We start from the raw sequence: 17,186 nt of genomic DNA, 5'->3' as shown, positions 1-17,186 counted from the left end.
TTCCCAATCGCGGGAACACTGTTCCCACAACGAATAGGGGTGGAGTCATGCACGATGTCCTCATCGCCGGCGGCGGCACGGTGGGCCTGAGCGCGGCGGTCTTCCTGGCGCGACACGGCGTCCGGGCCCTGGTGCTCGAGCGCCAGCCGGGGCCACAGATCCACCCGCGCGCCACCGGCCTGGGCATGCGCACCGCCGAGCTGCTGCGCGAGGTCGGCCTGGAGGCGGCCGTCAACGAGGTGGCCGTCGACGCGACCGGCTCGGGTTTGGGCAAGATCACCGTGGACACGCTCGCGGGGGCCGACCTGGCCACCCTGGCCAAGACCCTCCCCACCCGCGCCCAGACCGTCGCCCAGATGGGCTACACGCCGGCCCGGATTCGCGGCACCTGTCCCCAGAACCGCCTGGACGCGGTGCTCCTCGACGCGGCCCGCGCCCGGGGCGCGACCGTGCGCTACGGGGCCGAGGTGGTCTCGGTGGAGCAGGACGGCGAAGGCGTGACCGCGCTGCTGTCGGACGGGAGCGCGCTGCGGGCCCGCTATCTGATCGCCGCCGACGGAGTGCGCAGCCGGGTGCGCTCGGAGCTCGGCATCGGCTTGTCGGGCCCCGGCGCGCTCGGTCCCGCCATGAAGAACGTCCTGTTCCGCGCTGATCTGAGCGAGCTGACCGGCGAGTACACCTTCGGCCTCTGCGAGATCACGAACCCGGCCGCGCCCGGCATGATCCTGACGATCGACGCCAAGAGCGAGTGGGTCTTCCACACCGGTCAGGAGCCCACCGCCGACCTGATCAGGACCGCCATCGGCGACCCCGGCCTGGAGGTCGAGATCCTCAGCGTGCTGTCGTGGCGGGCGCGCGCCCAAGTGGCGGACCGGCTGTCTCAGGGCCGGGTGTTCCTGGCCGGGGACGCGGCGCACGCCGTACCGCCGACGGGGGCGTTCGGCCTCAACACCGGCATCGCGGACGCCCACAACCTGGCGTGGAAGCTCGCCTGGGTGCTGTCCGGCGAGGCCGCGCCCGGCCTGCTCGACACCTACCACGACGAGCGGCGCCCGGTGGCGGTGCTCGCGATGGAGCAGTCACTGCTGCGGATGCGCGACCTGCGGCTGCACTTCGACGGCGGCCCGGACGCGCCCCGGCGGCGCGCCGAGGCGGGCGCGGTGAACGCGCCCATCGTCCACCTGGGCTACCGCTACGGCGCCTCGGTCGACGAACTGCCCTCGACCGAGGACGTGGCGCTGACCTTGGACGGCTCGCCCGGTTCGCGGCTGCCTCACGTCTGGGTCGGCGAGCGCTCCACGCTCGACCTGGTCGGCTCAGCGTTCTGCGTGTTCGCGGCCGAGCCGGTGACCGGGATCGACGTGCCGGTGCACGTGGTGGACGGCTGGCCGTACGGGACGCTGCTCGTACGGCCGGACGGGTTCGTGGCCTGGCGCGGCGAGGAGGGCCTGGCCGAGGCCCTCAGAAGGTGTACTTCAGGTGCTTGATCCCGTTGATGAAGTTGGACAGCAGGAAGTCGGGCTCCCCCTCTGACCTGATGCCGGGCAGGCGCGTGAACAGCTCGCGGAACATCACGGTCATCTCCCTGCGCGCCAGGTGGGCGCCCAGGCAGAAGTGCGGGCCGGGACCGCCGAAACCGACGTGCGGGTTCGGATCGCGGGTGATGTCGAACGTGTCGGGGTCCTTGAACACCGTCTCGTCACGGTTGGCCGAGTTGTAGAAGAGCAGGACCTTGTCCCCCTTCTTGTAGCGCATGCCGTTCATCTCATGGTCCTGCGTAAGCGTGCGGCGGAACTGGATCACCGGCGTGGCGTAGCGCACGATCTCGTCGCACGCCTTGGTGACGCGGCCGTCGAAGTCGTCCAAGAGCAGCCGCCGCTGCTCGGGGTGGTCGGTGAAGAGCTTGAGCCCGTACGCGATGGCGTTGCGGGTGGTCTCGCTGCCGGCCACCACCAGCAGGATGAAGAACGAGCCCAGCTCCTGCGAGGTGAGCCGCTCCTCGCCGTTGACCAGCAGGCTGACCAGGTCGCCCGTGGGATGCTTGCGCCGCTCGTCGCCCAGGCGGGCGGCGAGCCGGTTCAGGGAGAAGCCGGCGTGCAGCAGCTTGGCCAGGCCGCGGGCCACGTTGACGCGGCTGAAATCGGGGTCGATGCCGGTGTACTCGGGGTCGGCGTTGCCGAGGATCACGTTGGTCCGCCGAAGCACCATGTCATGAAATGTCGCCGGAATGCCCATCATGTCGCAGATGACGCGGACCGGGAGCCGGGCGGCGATCTGCGCCACGAAGTCGCCCGGCCCCTCCTCGATCGCCCGGTCCACGATCTCGGCGGCGGCCGTGGCAAGGTCCTCTTCCATCTTGGACAGGATGCGCGGCGTGAACGCCCTGGACACGATCCTGCGCAGCCGGGCGTGCCGCGGGTCGTCCATATTGATCATCGAACCGAAGTACACCGCCAGCCAGCGCGGCATGTCGGGCACGCTGTTGGAACACGGCTCACTGCTGAACACGGCCGCGTTCCTGCTGGCCTCGGTCACGTCCATGTGGCGCACCAGGGCGTAGTAGCCGGGCCCGCCCTTGATGAACGGCACGGCCTGCTCCGTCAGGAACACCGGCTCGTCCAACTGGCGCAACCGGCGGAAGACGGCCATGCGCTCGGCCTGGGGCAGCCCCCAGAACACCAGTTGCGAGATGTCCAGATCACTGGAGAGCGTCATGAACACCAAGCCTTCTGCAAGTAGTCACTTACGTCAAGACCGCGCGGCGATGAGCTCGGCCCCCTTCTCGCCGATCATGATGGCCGGGGCGTGCGTGTGTCCGCGGTTCAGGGTCGGCATGATCGACACGTCCACGACCCTGAGCCCGTCGAGGCCGCGTACCTTGAGCTCCGGGTCGACGACCGACTCGGCGTCGGTGCCCATGCGGCAGGTGCCGACCGGGTGGTAGAGGGTCTCGCCGCGCTCGCGTACCCACTGGGCGAGCTCGGTGTCGCTCTCGGGCCCCTGGTAGGGGGCCATCGGACCGCCCGCGTACTTGCTCATCGCGGCGGTGGCGAAGACCTGCTTGGCCGTCTTCAGCCCGGCGACCAGCCGCTTGACGTCGGCCTCCCGGGTCAGGTAGCCGGGGTCGATCACCACCTCGCGGCCGCTCAGCCCGACCCTGCCGCGGCTCTCCGGCTGCAGCAGCACCACGCCGACGGTCATCCCGTGCCCGGTCGGCGGCGTGAGGCCGTGGTCGATGAACGGGCCGGGCGCGAAGATCAGCTCGATGTCGGGGGCGGGCTCCTCCGGCGAGGTCCTGATGAACGCCACCGCCTCGCCCACGTTCGTGGTGAGCATGCCGGAGCGCAGCACGATGTAGCGCAGGAGGTTGCCGATCGACTCCGCCTTGGTCAGCGTGACCGGCTGCTTGGACTGCACGTACACACCGCTCGACAGGTGGTCCTGCAAGTTCTTGCCGACCTCGGGCAGGTCCCGCACGATCGGGACGCCCTCCTCGCGCAGCTCGTCGGCCGCGCCGACCCCCGAGCGCATGAGCAGGTAGGGAGAGCCGATCGCGCCCGCCGACAGGATGACCTCCCGCTTGGCCTTGATCTGCCCGCCGCCGTCGTGCTCGACGCCGACGGCCCGTGTGCCGTCGAACACCACCCGGTCCACGGTCACGCCGGTGATCACCGTCAGGTTGGGCCGCTTCAGCACCGGACGCAGGTAGGCGTCGGCGGAGCTCCATCTCCTGCCCCGGTTCTGGGTGACGGGAGTGGCGCTGCAGCCCTCGTTGGAGCGGCCGTTGAGCTCGCCCAGCCGCTGTAATCCGAGCTCGTCGCAGGCTTTGAGGAAGGCCGCGGTGGTGACGTTGGGACTGCGCAGCTCGGAGATGAACAGCGGGCCGGACGAGCCGTAGACGCCGCCGTGGTTGCTGCCGACGCGGTGCTCGGCCTTGGTGAAGTACGGCAGGACGTCGTCGTAGGTCCAGCCCGGGATCCCCCACTGGTCGTAGTCGCGCTCGCAGCCCCGTACCCACATCTGCGCGTTGAGCGAGGACGAGCCGCCGATCACCCTGCCCCTGGGCCAGTAGAGCTCCCGGCCGGACATCTCGCTCTGCTTGGCGGTGGTGTAGTTCCAGTCGTAGTCGGTCTTGAACAGCTTGGCGAAGCCCGCGGGCATGCGGATCTCCAGCTTGTCGTCCTTGCCGCCCGCCTCGAGCAGCGCCACGGACACCCCGGGATCGGCCGTCAGCCTGTTGGCCAGGACACACCCCGCCGACCCGGCCCCGACGATCACGTAGTCGTACTCCATGGCCCCTCCCGGGCGTAAGTAATCTGGTACTTGCTTACTCCAGGCGATGTACCGCGTCTATACGCATCTATAACTGGCCTCTGAGGTGACCGTCGGGTGCGGCTTTTGCCCCTACGGTGGTCCGCGTTCAGCAGGCCACCGCAGGGTGCGGCTTTTGCCCCTACCGGTCGGTATGTCTTGCTGCCATGATGGCGCGCAAGCCGTACACAGGGAGGAAGGCGCTCATGCTCAACCTGTCGATCGTCCTGGAGGACAGTGCCAGGGCCACGCCGGATGGCACGGCCATCGTCTTCGGTGACATGCGCCTGCCGTACTCAATGATCGACACTGTGGCCGCGCAGGTGGCCAACCTGCTGGTCTCGCGCGGCATCGGCAAGGGTGACAAGGTCGCGCTGGCCTGCCCCAACCTGCCGTACTTCCCGTTCGTCTACTACGGCATCCTCAAGGCCGGGGCGACGGTGGTGCCCCTCAACGTGCTGCTGCAGTCGCGGGAGATCGCCTACCACCTTGACGACAGCGACGCCAAGGCGCTGTTCTGCTTCGAGGGCACCCCCGAGCTGCCGCTGGGCGAGCGCGGCAAGGCCGGCTTCGAGGCGGCCGAGGGGTGCGAGCACTTCTTCGTGCTGCCCGCCACGCCGCTGGCGACCGAGTCCGTGTACGGCGAGTCGATCTGGGCGGCGCTCGACGGCATGTCCGGCGCGTTCGAGACCGTGCAGACGGCGGCCGAGGACACGGCGGTGATCCTCTACACCTCCGGCACCACGGGCCGGCCCAAGGGCGCCGAGCTCAGCCACCAGAACATGCTGATGAACGCCCTCGTCTGCGACCAGATGTTCCCGAGCGCCGAGGGCGGCGACGTGATGATGGCGGTGCTGCCGCTGTTCCACTCGTTCGGGCAGACCGTCGTGCTGAACCAGGGGTTCCTGCGGCGGGCCACGGTCGTGCTGATGCCGCGCTTCGAGCCGGGCGAGGCGCTGGCGCTCATGGCCAAGGAGGGCGTCACGTTCTTCGCCGGCGTGCCGACCATGTACTGGGCGATGCTGTCGAAGGTCCACGCGGACGGCGTCGCGCCGCCCGCGAGCCTACGGACCGCCGTGGCGGGCGGCTCCGCCTCTCCGGTCGAGGTGCTGAAGGACTTCGAGAAGACGTTCGGCGTCGCCATCCTCGAGGGGTACGGACTGTCGGAGACCTCGCCGGTGGCCAGCTTCAACCAGCCGGACCACCCCGCCAAGCCGGGCACGGTCGGCACCCCGATCTGGGGTGTGGAGATGAAGCTCATCGACAGCGACTGGAAGACGATCGAGGGCGAGGGCCCGGGCGAGATCGCGATCCGCGGCCACAACATCATGAAGGGCTACTACGGCCGTCCGGAGGCCACGGACGAGGTGATGAGCGACGGCTGGTTCCGCAGCGGCGACATCGCCACCCGCGACGCCGACGGCTACTACGCGATCGTCGACCGGTCCAAGGACATGATCATCCGTGGCGGGTTCAACGTCTATCCGCGCGAGCTCGAAGAGGTCCTGATGACCCACGAGGCCGTCTCGCTGGCCGCCGTCGTGGGCGTACCGCATGACTCGCACGGCGAGGAGATCAAGGCGTACATCATCCGTACGCCCGGCTCGACCGCGACCGAGGATGACCTGATCGCCTGGGCCAAGGAGAACATGGCGGCCTACAAGTACCCGCGCGTCGTGGAGTTCCGCGACGCGCTGCCGATGACCGCCACGGGCAAGATCCTCAAGCGCGAGCTCCGGTAGCCCCTCCGAACCCGACCGGCTGTGACGGCGTGGCGCGCGTGCGCCGCGCCGTCGCTGCCGGGCGCAATCCGGGCTAACTTGTCCGCTTCGCCACCACGGCCCGGCCCATGGCCGGGTCATCGCAGAACGCGCCGTCCGCGCCCAGGTCGAGCAGCCTGGTCAGCCAGCCCATCACGTCGCCGGTGGCGCGCGGGAAGGCGGGACTGGCCGGGTTGCCCAGCCGGTAGTCGAGGGGGAGCTGGGAGTTCTCGTTGCGGATGGTCCAGACGTGTACGTCCAGCCGCCTGCGGTGGGCGTCCTGGACGAGCGTGGTGGGCTCCGTCACCTTGCCGTCCGCTCCCACGGGCACGACGCGGCGGGTGTCCACGCCGATCCCGTTCGCGTACGAGGCCACCTCGCGCAGCCCCTCCGGCTTCACCATGTCGTCATAGGTACGCTGATCACCGGCGGCGACCCAGTCGTACGGCGCCCCGCCGAACGTGATCAGCTGGATCAGCGGCAGCCTGGTCTTCTTGCGCAGCTCCCGCAGGTTCGCGGTCTCGAACGACTGGATGTACACCTTGCGCATGTGGTTGCTGTTGAGTGTCTCCAGCAGCGGCTCCTCCAGCGACAGGCCGATGGAGTCGAAGTACGTCGGATGCTTGGTCTCCGGATAGACGCCCACGCCGTGGCGCTGCGCGAGCCGCACGACCTCATCGAACGTCGGGATCTCCGCCACCCCGTCGAAGGCCGTGTTGTCGGGCCGCAGGTCGGGCACGCGTTCCTTGGCCCGCAGCGTCTTCAGCTCGGCCAGCGTGAAGTCCTCGGTGAACCACCCGGTGATCGGCCGCCCGTCGACCGTCTTGGTGGTGCGCCGGTCGGCGAACTCCGGGTGCGCGGCCACGTCGGTGGTGCCGGTGATGTCGTTCTCGTGCCTGGCCACCAGGATGTGGTCCTTGGTGGAGACCAGGTCGGGCTCGATGTAGTCGGCGCCCATCGCGATGGCCGCCTCGTACGACAGCAGCGTGTGCTCGGGCCGGTGGGCGCTGGCGCCCCGGTGCCCGATGACGACGGGGGCCTGGCCGCGGCGCTCGGCCGTGGCGGCGTGGGGCTGGAGCAGCACGACCGCGACCGTACCACCGGTCAGGACGGCCAGAGCGCTCGCGAATAATCTGCGCGTCAGCATGCCGCGTACGTTAGACCGGCAAAGTGGCCGGTGAGTGACGACCGGGCACACAACCGTTGATCACCTGTTGCGCGGAAGGCCGCCGCGCGTCATCGAACACCTGTATGGTCCTGAGGCGTGCTGGCACTCTTCGACCTCGACAACACCCTGATCGACCGCCTCGACGCCTTCAAGCGCTGGGCCGCCGAGTTCGCCGCCGACAGGGGACTGGGCGCGCAGGATGTGGCGTGGATGATCGAGCTGGACGCCGACGGCTCCATCCCGATGAGCACGTTCTTCACCCACGTCCGCGAGCGGTTCGGGCTCGCCGAGTCGGCCGACTCGCTCTGGCAGGGCTACCGTGACCGCCTGCCGCACCTCGTCACCTGCCGCCCCGCCGTGCTTGAGTCCCTCGACATTCTGCGCTTGTCCGGCTGGCGGGTCGGCATCGTGACGAACGGCATGACCGACAATCAATCCGGCAAGATCCACCACAGCGGCTTAGTCGACCGGGTGGACGGTTGGGCCATCTCGGACGCCGAGGGCGTCCGGAAGCCGTCCCCCGAACTGTTCGAGATCGCCGCTCACCGATGCGGCACGTCGCTGGCGGACGGCGGGTGGATGGTGGGCGACGACGTGGAGAAAGATGTGGCGGGCGGTCGGGGCGCGGGTCTCCGCACGATCTGGATCGACCGCGGCGTGTCCCCGGGTCAGTCCCCAGGGGCGGACCATGAGGTGAGCGACGTACTCGAGGCGATCGCCCTGCTTGATGTGGGCTGTTGATGGTCGTTTCCACCCTCATCTCGAGCGTCGGATAGCTGGACCATCTCTCAGCCGCGCTGACCAAAGTCGGGGAGCCGTACATCCATGGATGTACCGCCGTTTTCGCCCGGCGGGACGAGAGCGCCGAGGTCACGCGCCGCGAGGCTTGAGGGGTGACGAGACGAATAGACGCCTTGGACGTGTTGCGCGGCGTGGCGATCATGGGCACGCTCGGGACCAACATCTGGATCTTCACCGATCCAGCGGGCCCGGCGGGGTTTCTGGGGATCGGTCGCGATATGGGGGTCGTGGAGACGTTCCTGCGGTTCCTGTCCAACGGCAAGTTCCTCGGCCTGCTGACCCTGCTGTTCGGCGTCGGCCTCGAACTCCAGTACCGCAGCGCGGTGCGCAAGGGACTGGCCTGGCCGGGCAGGTACCTCTGGCGGGCGACCCTGCTGCTCGCCGAGGGGGCGCTGCACTTCGTCCTGATCTTCGAGTTCGACGTGCTGATGGGCTACGCGATCACCTCGGTGATCGTCGCCTACCTGATCGGCCGGAGTGATCGCGTGGTCAGGACCTGGATGGTCACGGTCGGCGCGCTACACCTCACGCTGGTCAGCCTGCTCACGGTGGCCCTGCTGGCCGCGGACGACAGCACCCCCCGGACCCCCGTCGACACTCTCTACACCGACGGAAGCTGGCCACAGCAGGTCGCCGCCCGCCTCCACCAAGTCGCCCTCTATCGCGCGGAACTGATCTTCATCGTCCCCATGGGCATCGTCCTGTTCCTGCTCGGCTCCCGGCTGCTGCGCGCGGGCCTGTTCGACGAGCGCGGCGCGAGGCTGCGCCGGAGGCTGACCGCCCTCGGGCTCGGGGTCGCCGCGCCGGTGAACCTGGTCATCTCCTACTCCGGACCCGCCTGGTTCGCCGTCGAGCGCTACGTCCTGGCGCCGCTGGTCGCGCTCGGCCTGCTCGGGCTGATCACCTCGATCGTGCTCGGCATGGACGGCGCGCCCGGCATGATCCGCCGGGGCGTCACGAACGTCGGCCGTACGGCACTGTCCTGCTATGTCTTCCAGAATCTGGCCGCCAGCATCCTCTGCTACGGCTGGGGCCTGGGCCTGGCGGCCGGCCTCGACTGGCTGCGCCCCTGGTGGGTACCCGTGGCCTGGGCCGGGATCTGCCTGCTCTTCATGACGCTGACCGCGCTATGGCTGCGCCGATTCGAACGGGGACCGCTCGAATCGGCCTGGCAATGGGCGTACCGGGCTCCGTGGGCGAAGCGGGCAAGCGTCCACTAGGGCGTGTGAAAGCGACCATCTCCCAGTGAGCTGGGTTCCCTTTCCCGCTGCCTTGACGTAAGCGGAACTGGGGCGATAGGTATGGCGCTCCCACTTCCCCAAGATCAGGATCGCCAGTGCCGAGACTGTCCGTTGCCTGCTTATCCGGCTTGGCGATCCTCCTCCCCTTGTCGCCTGCGGCGATCGCCCCGACCGGCTCCAGCGTGGCCGTCGGTGCGGGTGCGGCGGCCTTCCTGGTCGTTCCCGCCGTGCTGCTGCGCCGCCGGCGATGGGTCCTCCGGCTGAGCGCGACCTTCCTGATCCTGCTCGCCGCGGCCGCCGTCACGCCGCCGCTCACCGGACTCGGCCGGCCGAGCGAGGCGGAGGTGCGAGCCCGGGTCACCATGGGCGAAGCTCCCGCCGTCGCCACCGGCCACCGCAGCGGCGTCATGCGCTTGGTGCCCTTCGACGACGATGCGCTACTGCTGATCGGCGCCGCCTTCGCCGCGGCCGCTGTGCTGCTGCTCGTGCTCGGGTGGCTGGTCCACCGGCCAGAGACCGGGCCGCGCGAAGTGCTCCCGATGCGGTGGCGGATGTCGCTGACGCTGTGGAGCATCGCGCTCACGCTGGTGAGCATCCCGTACGCGATCTCCCTATTCTCTTCGAGCACGACTGAGTACGACATCATCTTGGGCGGTTGTTCCGGCTTCGACCTGTACATGTCGGCCGACTTCCTGCTGTCCCCCTTGCACCTTGTGCCGCAACCCGCGCTGGTGGCGGTGGGCTTCGGGGTGTGGGCGCTGCTGGTGTGCAAGGGCTACCGGCGGTGGGGCCGCGCGGTCGGCTGGGCGACGGTGATCCCCTTGGCGGCGTTCGGGGCGCTGGCCTTCGTGATGGCCGGACTCGACGTGGTCGCCGGTGAAGGATGCGCGCGAACCTGGGGGCAGATGTACGAGCCCGGCATGTTGGCCTGGCAGCTCTACGAGGTCGTCACCGCCGTTCTGATCATCGTGGCGGTACGCGTACGCCGCGTGCGACGGCCGTACCGGAGTCCGGACGTCCGCGCCGCCGCCGCGCTCGCCGTCGTCCTGCTGCTGGTCACCGTGCCGCGCATGGACGCCCCGATCGGGAAGGTCACGGCGGCGAGCTCCCCGGTCTGCGAACCGTGGGAAACCGCCCGCTACGTCCCGGTGCAGCCGTCAGCCGGGCAGCGCGAGCTCGCCTTCCTCTGCCTCGTCAGGCAGGACGGCGAGCAGCCGGGGCAGTTCACCGATGTGCCCGACGATCGAGTGGTCGCGATCGGCCGGCGACTGTGCGAGGCGGTCCTGCGCGACGGCGCACCGGATCGGCGGGCCGAGGAGGGGCCGCTGGGGACGTACCTGCGGAATTATGAGACCGTCGAGGCGCTCGCGTACTTGTGCCCGGAGGTCGAGCAGCGCCAGGACCAGCAGGCCGAGCGGCAACAGGACGCCGAGGTGGCCTTCATCGAGAAAGCCCGCGCGCGCTGCGCCAAGGTGCCGGGACACCGGCCGTCGATCCGCGCGTCCTGGACCGACCGGGCCACGCTGTGGTCGGAAGCCGGCAGCATCAACGCGTACGAAGACGACCCGGACGACGACTTCCCCGCACTCGACAACGCCTTCACCAACGGGCTGGTGGGAACCGCACCCGGGCAGCTCACCATCCTCACGGCCGACGAGGCCATGCACGTGTGCGTCACCGGGGAGGCCTACCGCAGGCGGCCCCCCGTCGAGCTGAAGGGCTGGGAGAGGGTGGTGGAGGTGGGGTACCGCAGCGGCAACGGCGACCTCACCCTCACCGGTGACGACGGGGGCGACCTGGAGAACCTGGCGGTCAACGGCCCGGGCCGCTACCGGGTTCGAGTGCACATGCGCGGCGCGAAGGCCGCGCTGAAGAGGGAGGGGGATGCCCGGCAGGAGTTCCTCATCATGGTCTATCCGGGGAAGTCCGAGCGGACTGCGCTACTGAAATAGCGTCCTTTGCCCTACCCGACGCTGTTGGGTCATTTGCTCTGGGCGGCCAGAAGTTTCGGCGCCGCCAGCCTCGCCGCCCGCTTGCTCAGACCGGGCTCGAACGCCCCGAAGAACCCGTCACTCACCAGCAGCGTGACGGCGTTCTTGACCCTGATGAGCACGACATCCGCCGCCTGAAGCTCGGCGTCCCTCGTCGCCATCATCTCCTTGTACCTGATCCCGTACACCCAGCTCCCGACCGTACCGATGGAGAGTTTGGTGATGGCCGACTTGGCGCGTTTGGTCTTCGTCTTGGTTCCGGCGCAGTCCCGGACCATGGCCTTGCCCACCGTCTGCCAGGCGGCCATCTTGGCCGAGGTGCCGCTGATGGCGAACTGCTTGACGCCCGACGGCAGGCCCTCCTTGTCGAGGTAGACGGCCGCCGGACTTTTGAGGAGGGGCTTCAGGGCCCTCATCGCCCGTACGCACTTCTTCGTGTGGGCCGACTCGGCGTCCAACGCCTCGCGGATGTGCTTCGGATTGGGGGCGTAGGCGTCGCCCAGGTCTTCGGGCGTGATGAGGGCCTCACTCAGCTGAGCTGAGGTCAGGGGCTTGTCAGGGGCGGCGGCCAGCGCGGGAGTGGCGGAGGCCAGAAGGAGGACGGCGGCGGAGCCGCCTAAGATCACGAAGCGCATGGCAACGCATCCTAGTGAGGTGATCACCGGGGTTCCCCGGGCGTTTCGTCACACGATCGTCTCGATCTTTGTGACGGTCCGTGGTGGCTGGGGCCCCTTGAGGGATCCCCCTCCGGGGGAGCGGAAGAGGACGGTCCGTGGCGGCTGAGGTCCCTCGGGGGAACCCCTCCTGGGGGGCGGAAGAAGACGGTCCGTCGTGGCCGAGGTCCCTCAGGGGAACCCCCTCCGGGGGCGGAAGAAGACGGTCCGTCGTGGCTGAGGTCCTTCGGGAGGGAATTCGCCCCCCGGGGGGTGGAAGAAGGGGCGCCGTAGAGACCCGCCTTTCGGCTTTACGCGACTATGGCCGATGAGCGCTGCTTGCCGCGCGGTTTAAGGCGCGCATGTGCATTGTCTGTCATGACGCCATATATTCGCCATAAGTTCGCCATACGAGTGCGTCCACCTGCGCAGATGCGATATACCAGCATATTTAGCAGCGATTGATACATCTACCTCGGCCCAGGCCCTTGTTGAGTAGGTTTCGATCATTTACTGTCCAGGTGATCAATTCACTCACCTTGGAGTGGCGGATGAAAAAGTGGGTTTTATCCTGCATCATCATGGCGTTAGCGGCCACGACAGGCGTGAGCGTGCCGGCCCATGCCACATCGGCGACTCTGGATGAACAGCCCCCGTCGGCGGCCCCGACGATAGAGCCCGGGTTGAGCGCGCGGCTGGCCGCCGGTGCCAAGATCAGGGTGAATGTGGTCACCAAGAGCCGGGCGGATCTCCCGGAGGCGTCGAGTGCCGGTCAGGTGCTGCAGACGATGTCCCGGTTCCCCATGGTCACCCTGCGCGTCGACGCGGCGGCGGTGGACCGGCTGGCCAAGCTGCCGAACGTGGTGAGCGTCTCGGAGGACCGGCCCGTACCACCGGTGCTCGCCGAGAGCATCCCGCTGATCGGCGCGGACAAGACGCGGGCGGCCGGCCTGACCGGCGAGGGCAGCGTGGTGGCCGTGCTGGACACCGGCGTCGCCGTCAAGCACCCCTTCCTGGGCGGACGGGTGATCGAACAGGCGTGCTTCTCCCCCATCGACGCCGACTACGGCGCCACCAGCCTGTGCCCGAACGGCACCGCCACGCAGACGGGAGCCGGCTCGGCCGACTCCGAGAGCGGGCCGTGCGCCGACGCCGCCCTCGACTGTGATCACGGCACGCACGTGGCCGGGATCGCGATCGGCGACGGCAAGAACGTGGCCGGAGCCCCGCCGGCCGGGGTCGCCCCGGGGGCGAAACTCGTCGCCATCCAGGTGTTCAGCAAGTTCACCTCCGACGACTTCTGCGGGGCGGGCGCCTCGCCGTGCGTGCTGAGCTTCACCAGCGCCCAGGTGGCGGGGCTGGAGAAGGTCCTGCAACTGAAGGAGGCCGGTACGGCGCTGGTGGCCGCCAACCTGAGCCTGGGCGGCGGCCAGTACACCTCCGCGTGTGACACCGATCCGCGCAAGCCGGCCATCGACGCGCTCCTGGCCGCCGGGGTCGCCACCTTGGTCGCGGCCGGGAACAACGGCTACGGCGACGCGGTCAGCGCGCCCGCCTGTGTGCCCTCGGCCATCACGGTCGGCAGCACCACCGACACGGACGAGGTGTCCGCCTTCAGCAACCGCGGTCCGCTGCTGGACCTGTTCGCCCCCGGCACCTCGATCGTCTCCTCGGTGCCCGGGAACACGTGGGGGTCACTGAGCGGCACGTCGATGGCCGCTCCGCACGTGGCCGGCGCGCTGGCCGTACTCCGCCAGGCCTTCCCCCAAGCGAGCATCGGGCAGCTGGAAGCGGCCATGGAGAGCTCAGGCAAGCCCATCGCCTATACGAGCGCCACCACCCCCCGCCTCCGGCTGGACAGCGCGGCTCTCCCGCCGACCCAGCCCACCGACGGGGCCCTCTGGCCGATGTACTTCGCCAACTTCAAGGACTACGCCATCCCTGATCCGGGCAGCGTGGACTCGCCGATCGTGGTGAGCGACCTCCTCGGTATGACCCCGTCACAGGTGCACGTCTACGTCTCCATCCAGCACCCCTGGGTGGGTGACCTGAAGCTCTCCCTGATCAGCCCGGACGGGAAAGTACATGTGCTGAGGTCGCCGTCCTCGGACGGCGCCGATTTCATCGACGAGACGTACAACGTGGACATCAGCGCCGTGACGAAGCAGAACGGGACCTGGAAGCTGCGTGCCGCGGACGGCTGGTCACCCCATTCCGGCATCATCGACGCCTGGTCGATGGACTTCCCCTACTTCGAGAACTGGACCGAGTACGCCATCCCCGACAAGGGCGGCCTCGTCAAATCGCCCATCACGGTCACGGGCTGGCTCCCTGGTAACGCACCCCAGAAGATGACGGTCTCCGTGGACATCAGTCACCCCTGGCGGGGCGATCTGAAGATCGATCTGATCGGCCCGACCGGCGTCGTCTATCCGCTGCGCGCGGCGAACTCCAAAGACGACGGCGACCAGATCGAGGAGACCTATCCGGTGGATGGGAGATCCTCATCGGCCAACGGGACGTGGACGTTACGCGTCGAAGACGTCACAACCGGCGACACGGGCTACATCAACGGGTGGATGCTGAGGTTCTGAACCGTCGGCAGCAGGTGTGAGGGGCCGGTGAGCCCCTCACACCGGAAGCTCTAGGGCCAGTCGATCGACGGACGCAGCGGGACCCCGGAGTGTCCCTCCGAGTCGAGTTTGACGCCCAGCACCTGGTGCAGCTGCACCTTGTTGCGTTCGAAGCCCACGATGCAGCCCGCCATGTACAGGGCCCAGACGCGGGCGGTGCCCATGCCGACCTCCTGCACCGCGTCGGCCCAGTTGGCATCGAGGTTGGCGCACCAGTGCCGGAGGGTCTCGGCGTAGTGCTCGCGCAGGTTTTCCTCGTGGCGGATCTCGAATCCGAGGTCCTCCATCTGCCTGACCAGGTAACCGACCGACTCCAGCTCACCGTCGGGGAAGACGTAGCGGTTGATGAAGCCGCCCTTGTTGAACGTCTTCTCGGTGCCGGTCGGCCGGGTGATGCAGTGGTTGAGCAGGCGGCCGCCCGGCTTGAGCTTGCTGTAGAGGAAGGCGAAGTAGGAGGGCAGATTGCGCTTGCCGATGTGCTCCGTGAGACCGATGGAGCTGACCGCGTCGAAGTCCGACTCGACGACGTCGCGGTAGTCCATGAAGCGGACCTCGGCCAGGTCCTGGAGCCCGGCGTCGACGATGGCCTTCTGGGCCCATTCGGCCTGCTGCTTGCTGAGGGTGACGCCCAGGGCCTTGACGCCGTAGTGCTTGGCGGCGTGCATGACCATGCCGCCCCAGCCGCAGCCGACGTCGAGCAGCCGCATGCCGGGCTTGAGGCCGAGCTTGCGGGCCACCAGGTCGAACTTGGCGTATTGCGCCTCCTCCAGCGACGACTCCTTGGTGGGGAAGACGGCGCAGGTGTAGGCCATGGACGGGCCCAGGACCCACTCGTAGAAGCGGTTGGAGACGTCGTAGTGGTGGTGGATCGCCTCGGCGTCACGCTGCTTGGCGTGCCGGGAGCCGAGCTTGGCCAGCGTGCTCTGGCGGATCTCCTGCGGCGGCGCCGGGACGCGCATCATCAGCGGCTTCAGGCCCAGCGATCGGACGGCCGCCACCTTCTCGGCGGTCGTCAGGTCGTTGGTGGTGATGTTCCACATGCGGTCGAGCAGGGCGTACATGTCGCCGTGCACGTCGATGTGGCCGGAGATGTAGGCCCTGGCAAGGCCGAGCTCTCCGGGTGCCTGCGCGAGGTAGGCGACCGCTATCGGAGACTTCACCTCCAGGGCGAGGTCCGCGCCGTCCGGCCCGGCCTTGCTGCCGTCGTAGGCCATGAACGCGATGTTGGCCTGCGGGCCAACGATCTTCTCAAAGATGGATGCGAGAGCCATCTGCTCACCTTCCCCGTACACACTTGTCGTACAGGTCAAGCATTCGGCCGTTCGGGTCGTATTCCTGCTTGACCGGCCAGTAAGCATCGCCGTTGTACAGCTGCCAGAACTGCTCACGGGCGTAGAAAGAAGTCGAGTAAAGCGACTTGTGCCCGTCGAGCTCGTGCACAGAGTTCTCGATGAGACGGTTGTAATAACCGTCGAACTGCCCCCGAGGCAGCGGAACCATTCCCCAGAAGCCGAAGTTCACGTACAGCTTTCCGGGCTCCAGGGGGTAGAGCGGCCAGCGGGATGAGGCCCGCAGCGGGCACATCCACACCGGCGTCATGCCGACCTTGTCGTGGAAGAACTCCAGGAACTCCGCGCCCCGCTCGACCGGGGTCTCGACGTCCTGGATGACCGATTCCTGGACGGGCTGGTCGCGCCATCTGTCGACGCGCGCCACCACCCCGTATTTGCGGTCGAGCGCGACCAGTCGCCGGTAGACGTCGGAACGCATCCAGCGGCGCGGCATCAGCGAGCGGACCACCGGCTGCTGGACGCCGAAGGCGCGCGAGCACCAGAACCAGTCGGTGTCCCAGCGCCACAGGTAGTCGCGGATGCTCAGCCAGTCGCGGTTGCGCTGCCTGATGGACTGGTAGTAGATGCGCATGCCGGTGTAGTCGGAGGTGTAGGGGGCACGCTCGGCGAAGCGGCCGACCGTGAGATACATCTCCCCCGGCTCGAAGAAGACGCCGTCGACGAAGTCGACGGTCTCTCCGTCATGCTCCATGCTGTCGCAGATCTCCTGCATGGCCAGCATGCACTTGTCGGCGTCGGTGAACTTGACGTGCGTCAGCTTGACGTAGGGCTGGACCTTCCTGAGCTTGATCCTGATGCGCAGGGCGTAGCCGAGCGTGCCGTAGGAGTTGGGGAAGGCCCGGAACAGGTCGCGGTGCTCGTTGTCGTCGCGGGCGACGACGATGCGGCCGTCTCCGGTCAGGATCTCGAGCTCCTCGACCGACTCGTGCGGCAGCCCGTCTCTGAAGCTGGTCGACTCGATCCCGAGCCCCGTCACCGCGCCGCCCAGCGTGATCGTCTTGAGCTGGGGCACCACATAGGGCATGAGCCCGTGTGGCAGCGTGGCGTCGACCAGGTGCTCGTAGGTCGTCATGCCCTGGACCTCGGCCGTCATCGTCACCGGGTCGACACTGATGACCTCGTCGAGCTCCCTGGCGGAGAGCTTGGCGGTCTTGCCCGAGTCGCGGAATCTGAAGAGGTTGGACGTGGCCTTGGACAGCCGCGGCGAAGCGTCCCCCGGGATCTCCGCGTACGACTGCCTGATGTGCTCTACTGCCCGTCGGTGTGTCGACATCGT

Annotated in this window: 12 protein-coding genes; 6 read left to right on the top strand and 6 right to left on the bottom strand. The window is 68.4% G+C overall.

What is annotated here, in order from left to right:
* The first annotated feature begins 47 nt into the window (after positions 1-47).
* The gene (locus AB0H88_RS25150; RefSeq protein ID WP_357648332.1) at positions 48-1,487 is read left to right on the top strand and encodes an FAD-dependent monooxygenase; all 1,440 of its coding nucleotides are present in this window, start codon (positions 48-50) and stop codon (positions 1,485-1,487) included.
* Here the strand turns inward: AB0H88_RS25150 and AB0H88_RS25145 are convergent.
* Both AB0H88_RS25145 and AB0H88_RS25140 read right to left on the bottom strand, forming a co-directional pair.
* Positions 1,462-2,715: a cytochrome P450 gene (locus AB0H88_RS25145; protein WP_357648330.1), complete on the bottom strand. Its 1,254-nt coding sequence runs from the start codon at positions 2,713-2,715 to the stop codon at positions 1,462-1,464. The genes AB0H88_RS25150 and AB0H88_RS25145 overlap by 26 nt on opposite strands.
* 33 nt (positions 2,716-2,748) lie before the next feature.
* The gene (locus AB0H88_RS25140; protein ID WP_357648328.1) at positions 2,749-4,293 is read right to left on the bottom strand and encodes a GMC family oxidoreductase N-terminal domain-containing protein; all 1,545 of its coding nucleotides are present in this window, start codon (positions 4,291-4,293) and stop codon (positions 2,749-2,751) included.
* 224 nt (positions 4,294-4,517) lie between these two features.
* Between AB0H88_RS25140 and AB0H88_RS25135 the strand changes: the two genes are divergently transcribed.
* Positions 4,518-6,053, top strand: coding sequence for a long-chain fatty acid--CoA ligase (locus tag AB0H88_RS25135; RefSeq protein WP_357648643.1), 1,536 nt, complete (start codon positions 4,518-4,520; stop codon positions 6,051-6,053).
* A gap of 73 nt (positions 6,054-6,126) precedes the next feature.
* On the opposite strand, the gene AB0H88_RS25130 is transcribed toward AB0H88_RS25135, so the two are convergent.
* Positions 6,127-7,218 (bottom strand): glycerophosphodiester phosphodiesterase, encoded by a 1,092-nt coding sequence (locus AB0H88_RS25130; RefSeq protein WP_357648326.1) that lies wholly within the window; start codon positions 7,216-7,218, stop codon positions 6,127-6,129.
* A 117-nt stretch (positions 7,219-7,335) separates the two neighbouring features.
* Between AB0H88_RS25130 and AB0H88_RS25125 the strand changes: the two genes are divergently transcribed.
* The 3 genes from AB0H88_RS25125 (at position 7,336) to AB0H88_RS25115 (ending at position 11,233) form a co-directional block, all read left to right on the top strand.
* The gene (locus tag AB0H88_RS25125) at positions 7,336-7,980 is read left to right on the top strand and encodes an HAD-IA family hydrolase (RefSeq protein WP_357648324.1); all 645 of its coding nucleotides are present in this window, start codon (positions 7,336-7,338) and stop codon (positions 7,978-7,980) included.
* A 152-nt stretch (positions 7,981-8,132) separates the two neighbouring features.
* On the top strand, positions 8,133-9,260 hold the full coding sequence (locus AB0H88_RS25120) for a DUF418 domain-containing protein (protein WP_357648322.1): 1,128 nt from the start codon (positions 8,133-8,135) through the stop codon (positions 9,258-9,260).
* 167 nt (positions 9,261-9,427) lie between these two features.
* Positions 9,428-11,233 carry a hypothetical protein gene (locus tag AB0H88_RS25115; protein ID WP_357648320.1) on the top strand — a complete coding sequence of 602 codons (1,806 nt, stop codon included), beginning with the start codon at positions 9,428-9,430 and terminating at the stop codon, positions 11,231-11,233.
* A 29-nt stretch (positions 11,234-11,262) separates the two neighbouring features.
* On the opposite strand, the gene AB0H88_RS25110 is transcribed toward AB0H88_RS25115, so the two are convergent.
* Positions 11,263-11,907, bottom strand: a complete 645-nt coding sequence (locus tag AB0H88_RS25110; protein WP_357648318.1) for a hypothetical protein — start codon at positions 11,905-11,907, stop codon at positions 11,263-11,265.
* Positions 11,908-12,608: 701 nt separating this feature from the next.
* Between AB0H88_RS25110 and AB0H88_RS25105 the strand changes: the two genes are divergently transcribed.
* On the top strand, positions 12,609-14,519 hold the full coding sequence (locus tag AB0H88_RS25105; protein WP_357648316.1) for a S8 family serine peptidase: 1,911 nt from the start codon (positions 12,609-12,611) through the stop codon (positions 14,517-14,519).
* 50 nt (positions 14,520-14,569) lie between these two features.
* Here the strand turns inward: AB0H88_RS25105 and AB0H88_RS25100 are convergent, their stop codons facing one another.
* Together AB0H88_RS25100 and AB0H88_RS25095 are read right to left on the bottom strand one after the other, a co-directional pair.
* Complete coding sequence (locus AB0H88_RS25100) at positions 14,570-15,829, bottom strand: cyclopropane-fatty-acyl-phospholipid synthase family protein (RefSeq protein ID WP_357648314.1); 1,260 nt, start codon at positions 15,827-15,829, stop codon at positions 14,570-14,572.
* Between the two features lie 4 nt (positions 15,830-15,833).
* Positions 15,834-17,183, bottom strand: coding sequence for an FAD-binding oxidoreductase (locus tag AB0H88_RS25095; RefSeq protein ID WP_357648641.1), 1,350 nt, complete (start codon positions 17,181-17,183; stop codon positions 15,834-15,836).
* Positions 17,184-17,186: the final 3 nt, after the last annotated feature.

Source organism: Nonomuraea sp. NPDC050680 (assembly GCF_040654555.1).
GTDB lineage: Bacteria > Actinomycetota > Actinomycetes > Streptosporangiales > Streptosporangiaceae > Nonomuraea.
Note: the sequence above shows the minus strand (reverse complement) of the source record. Positions and strands in the feature narration are given on the sequence as shown.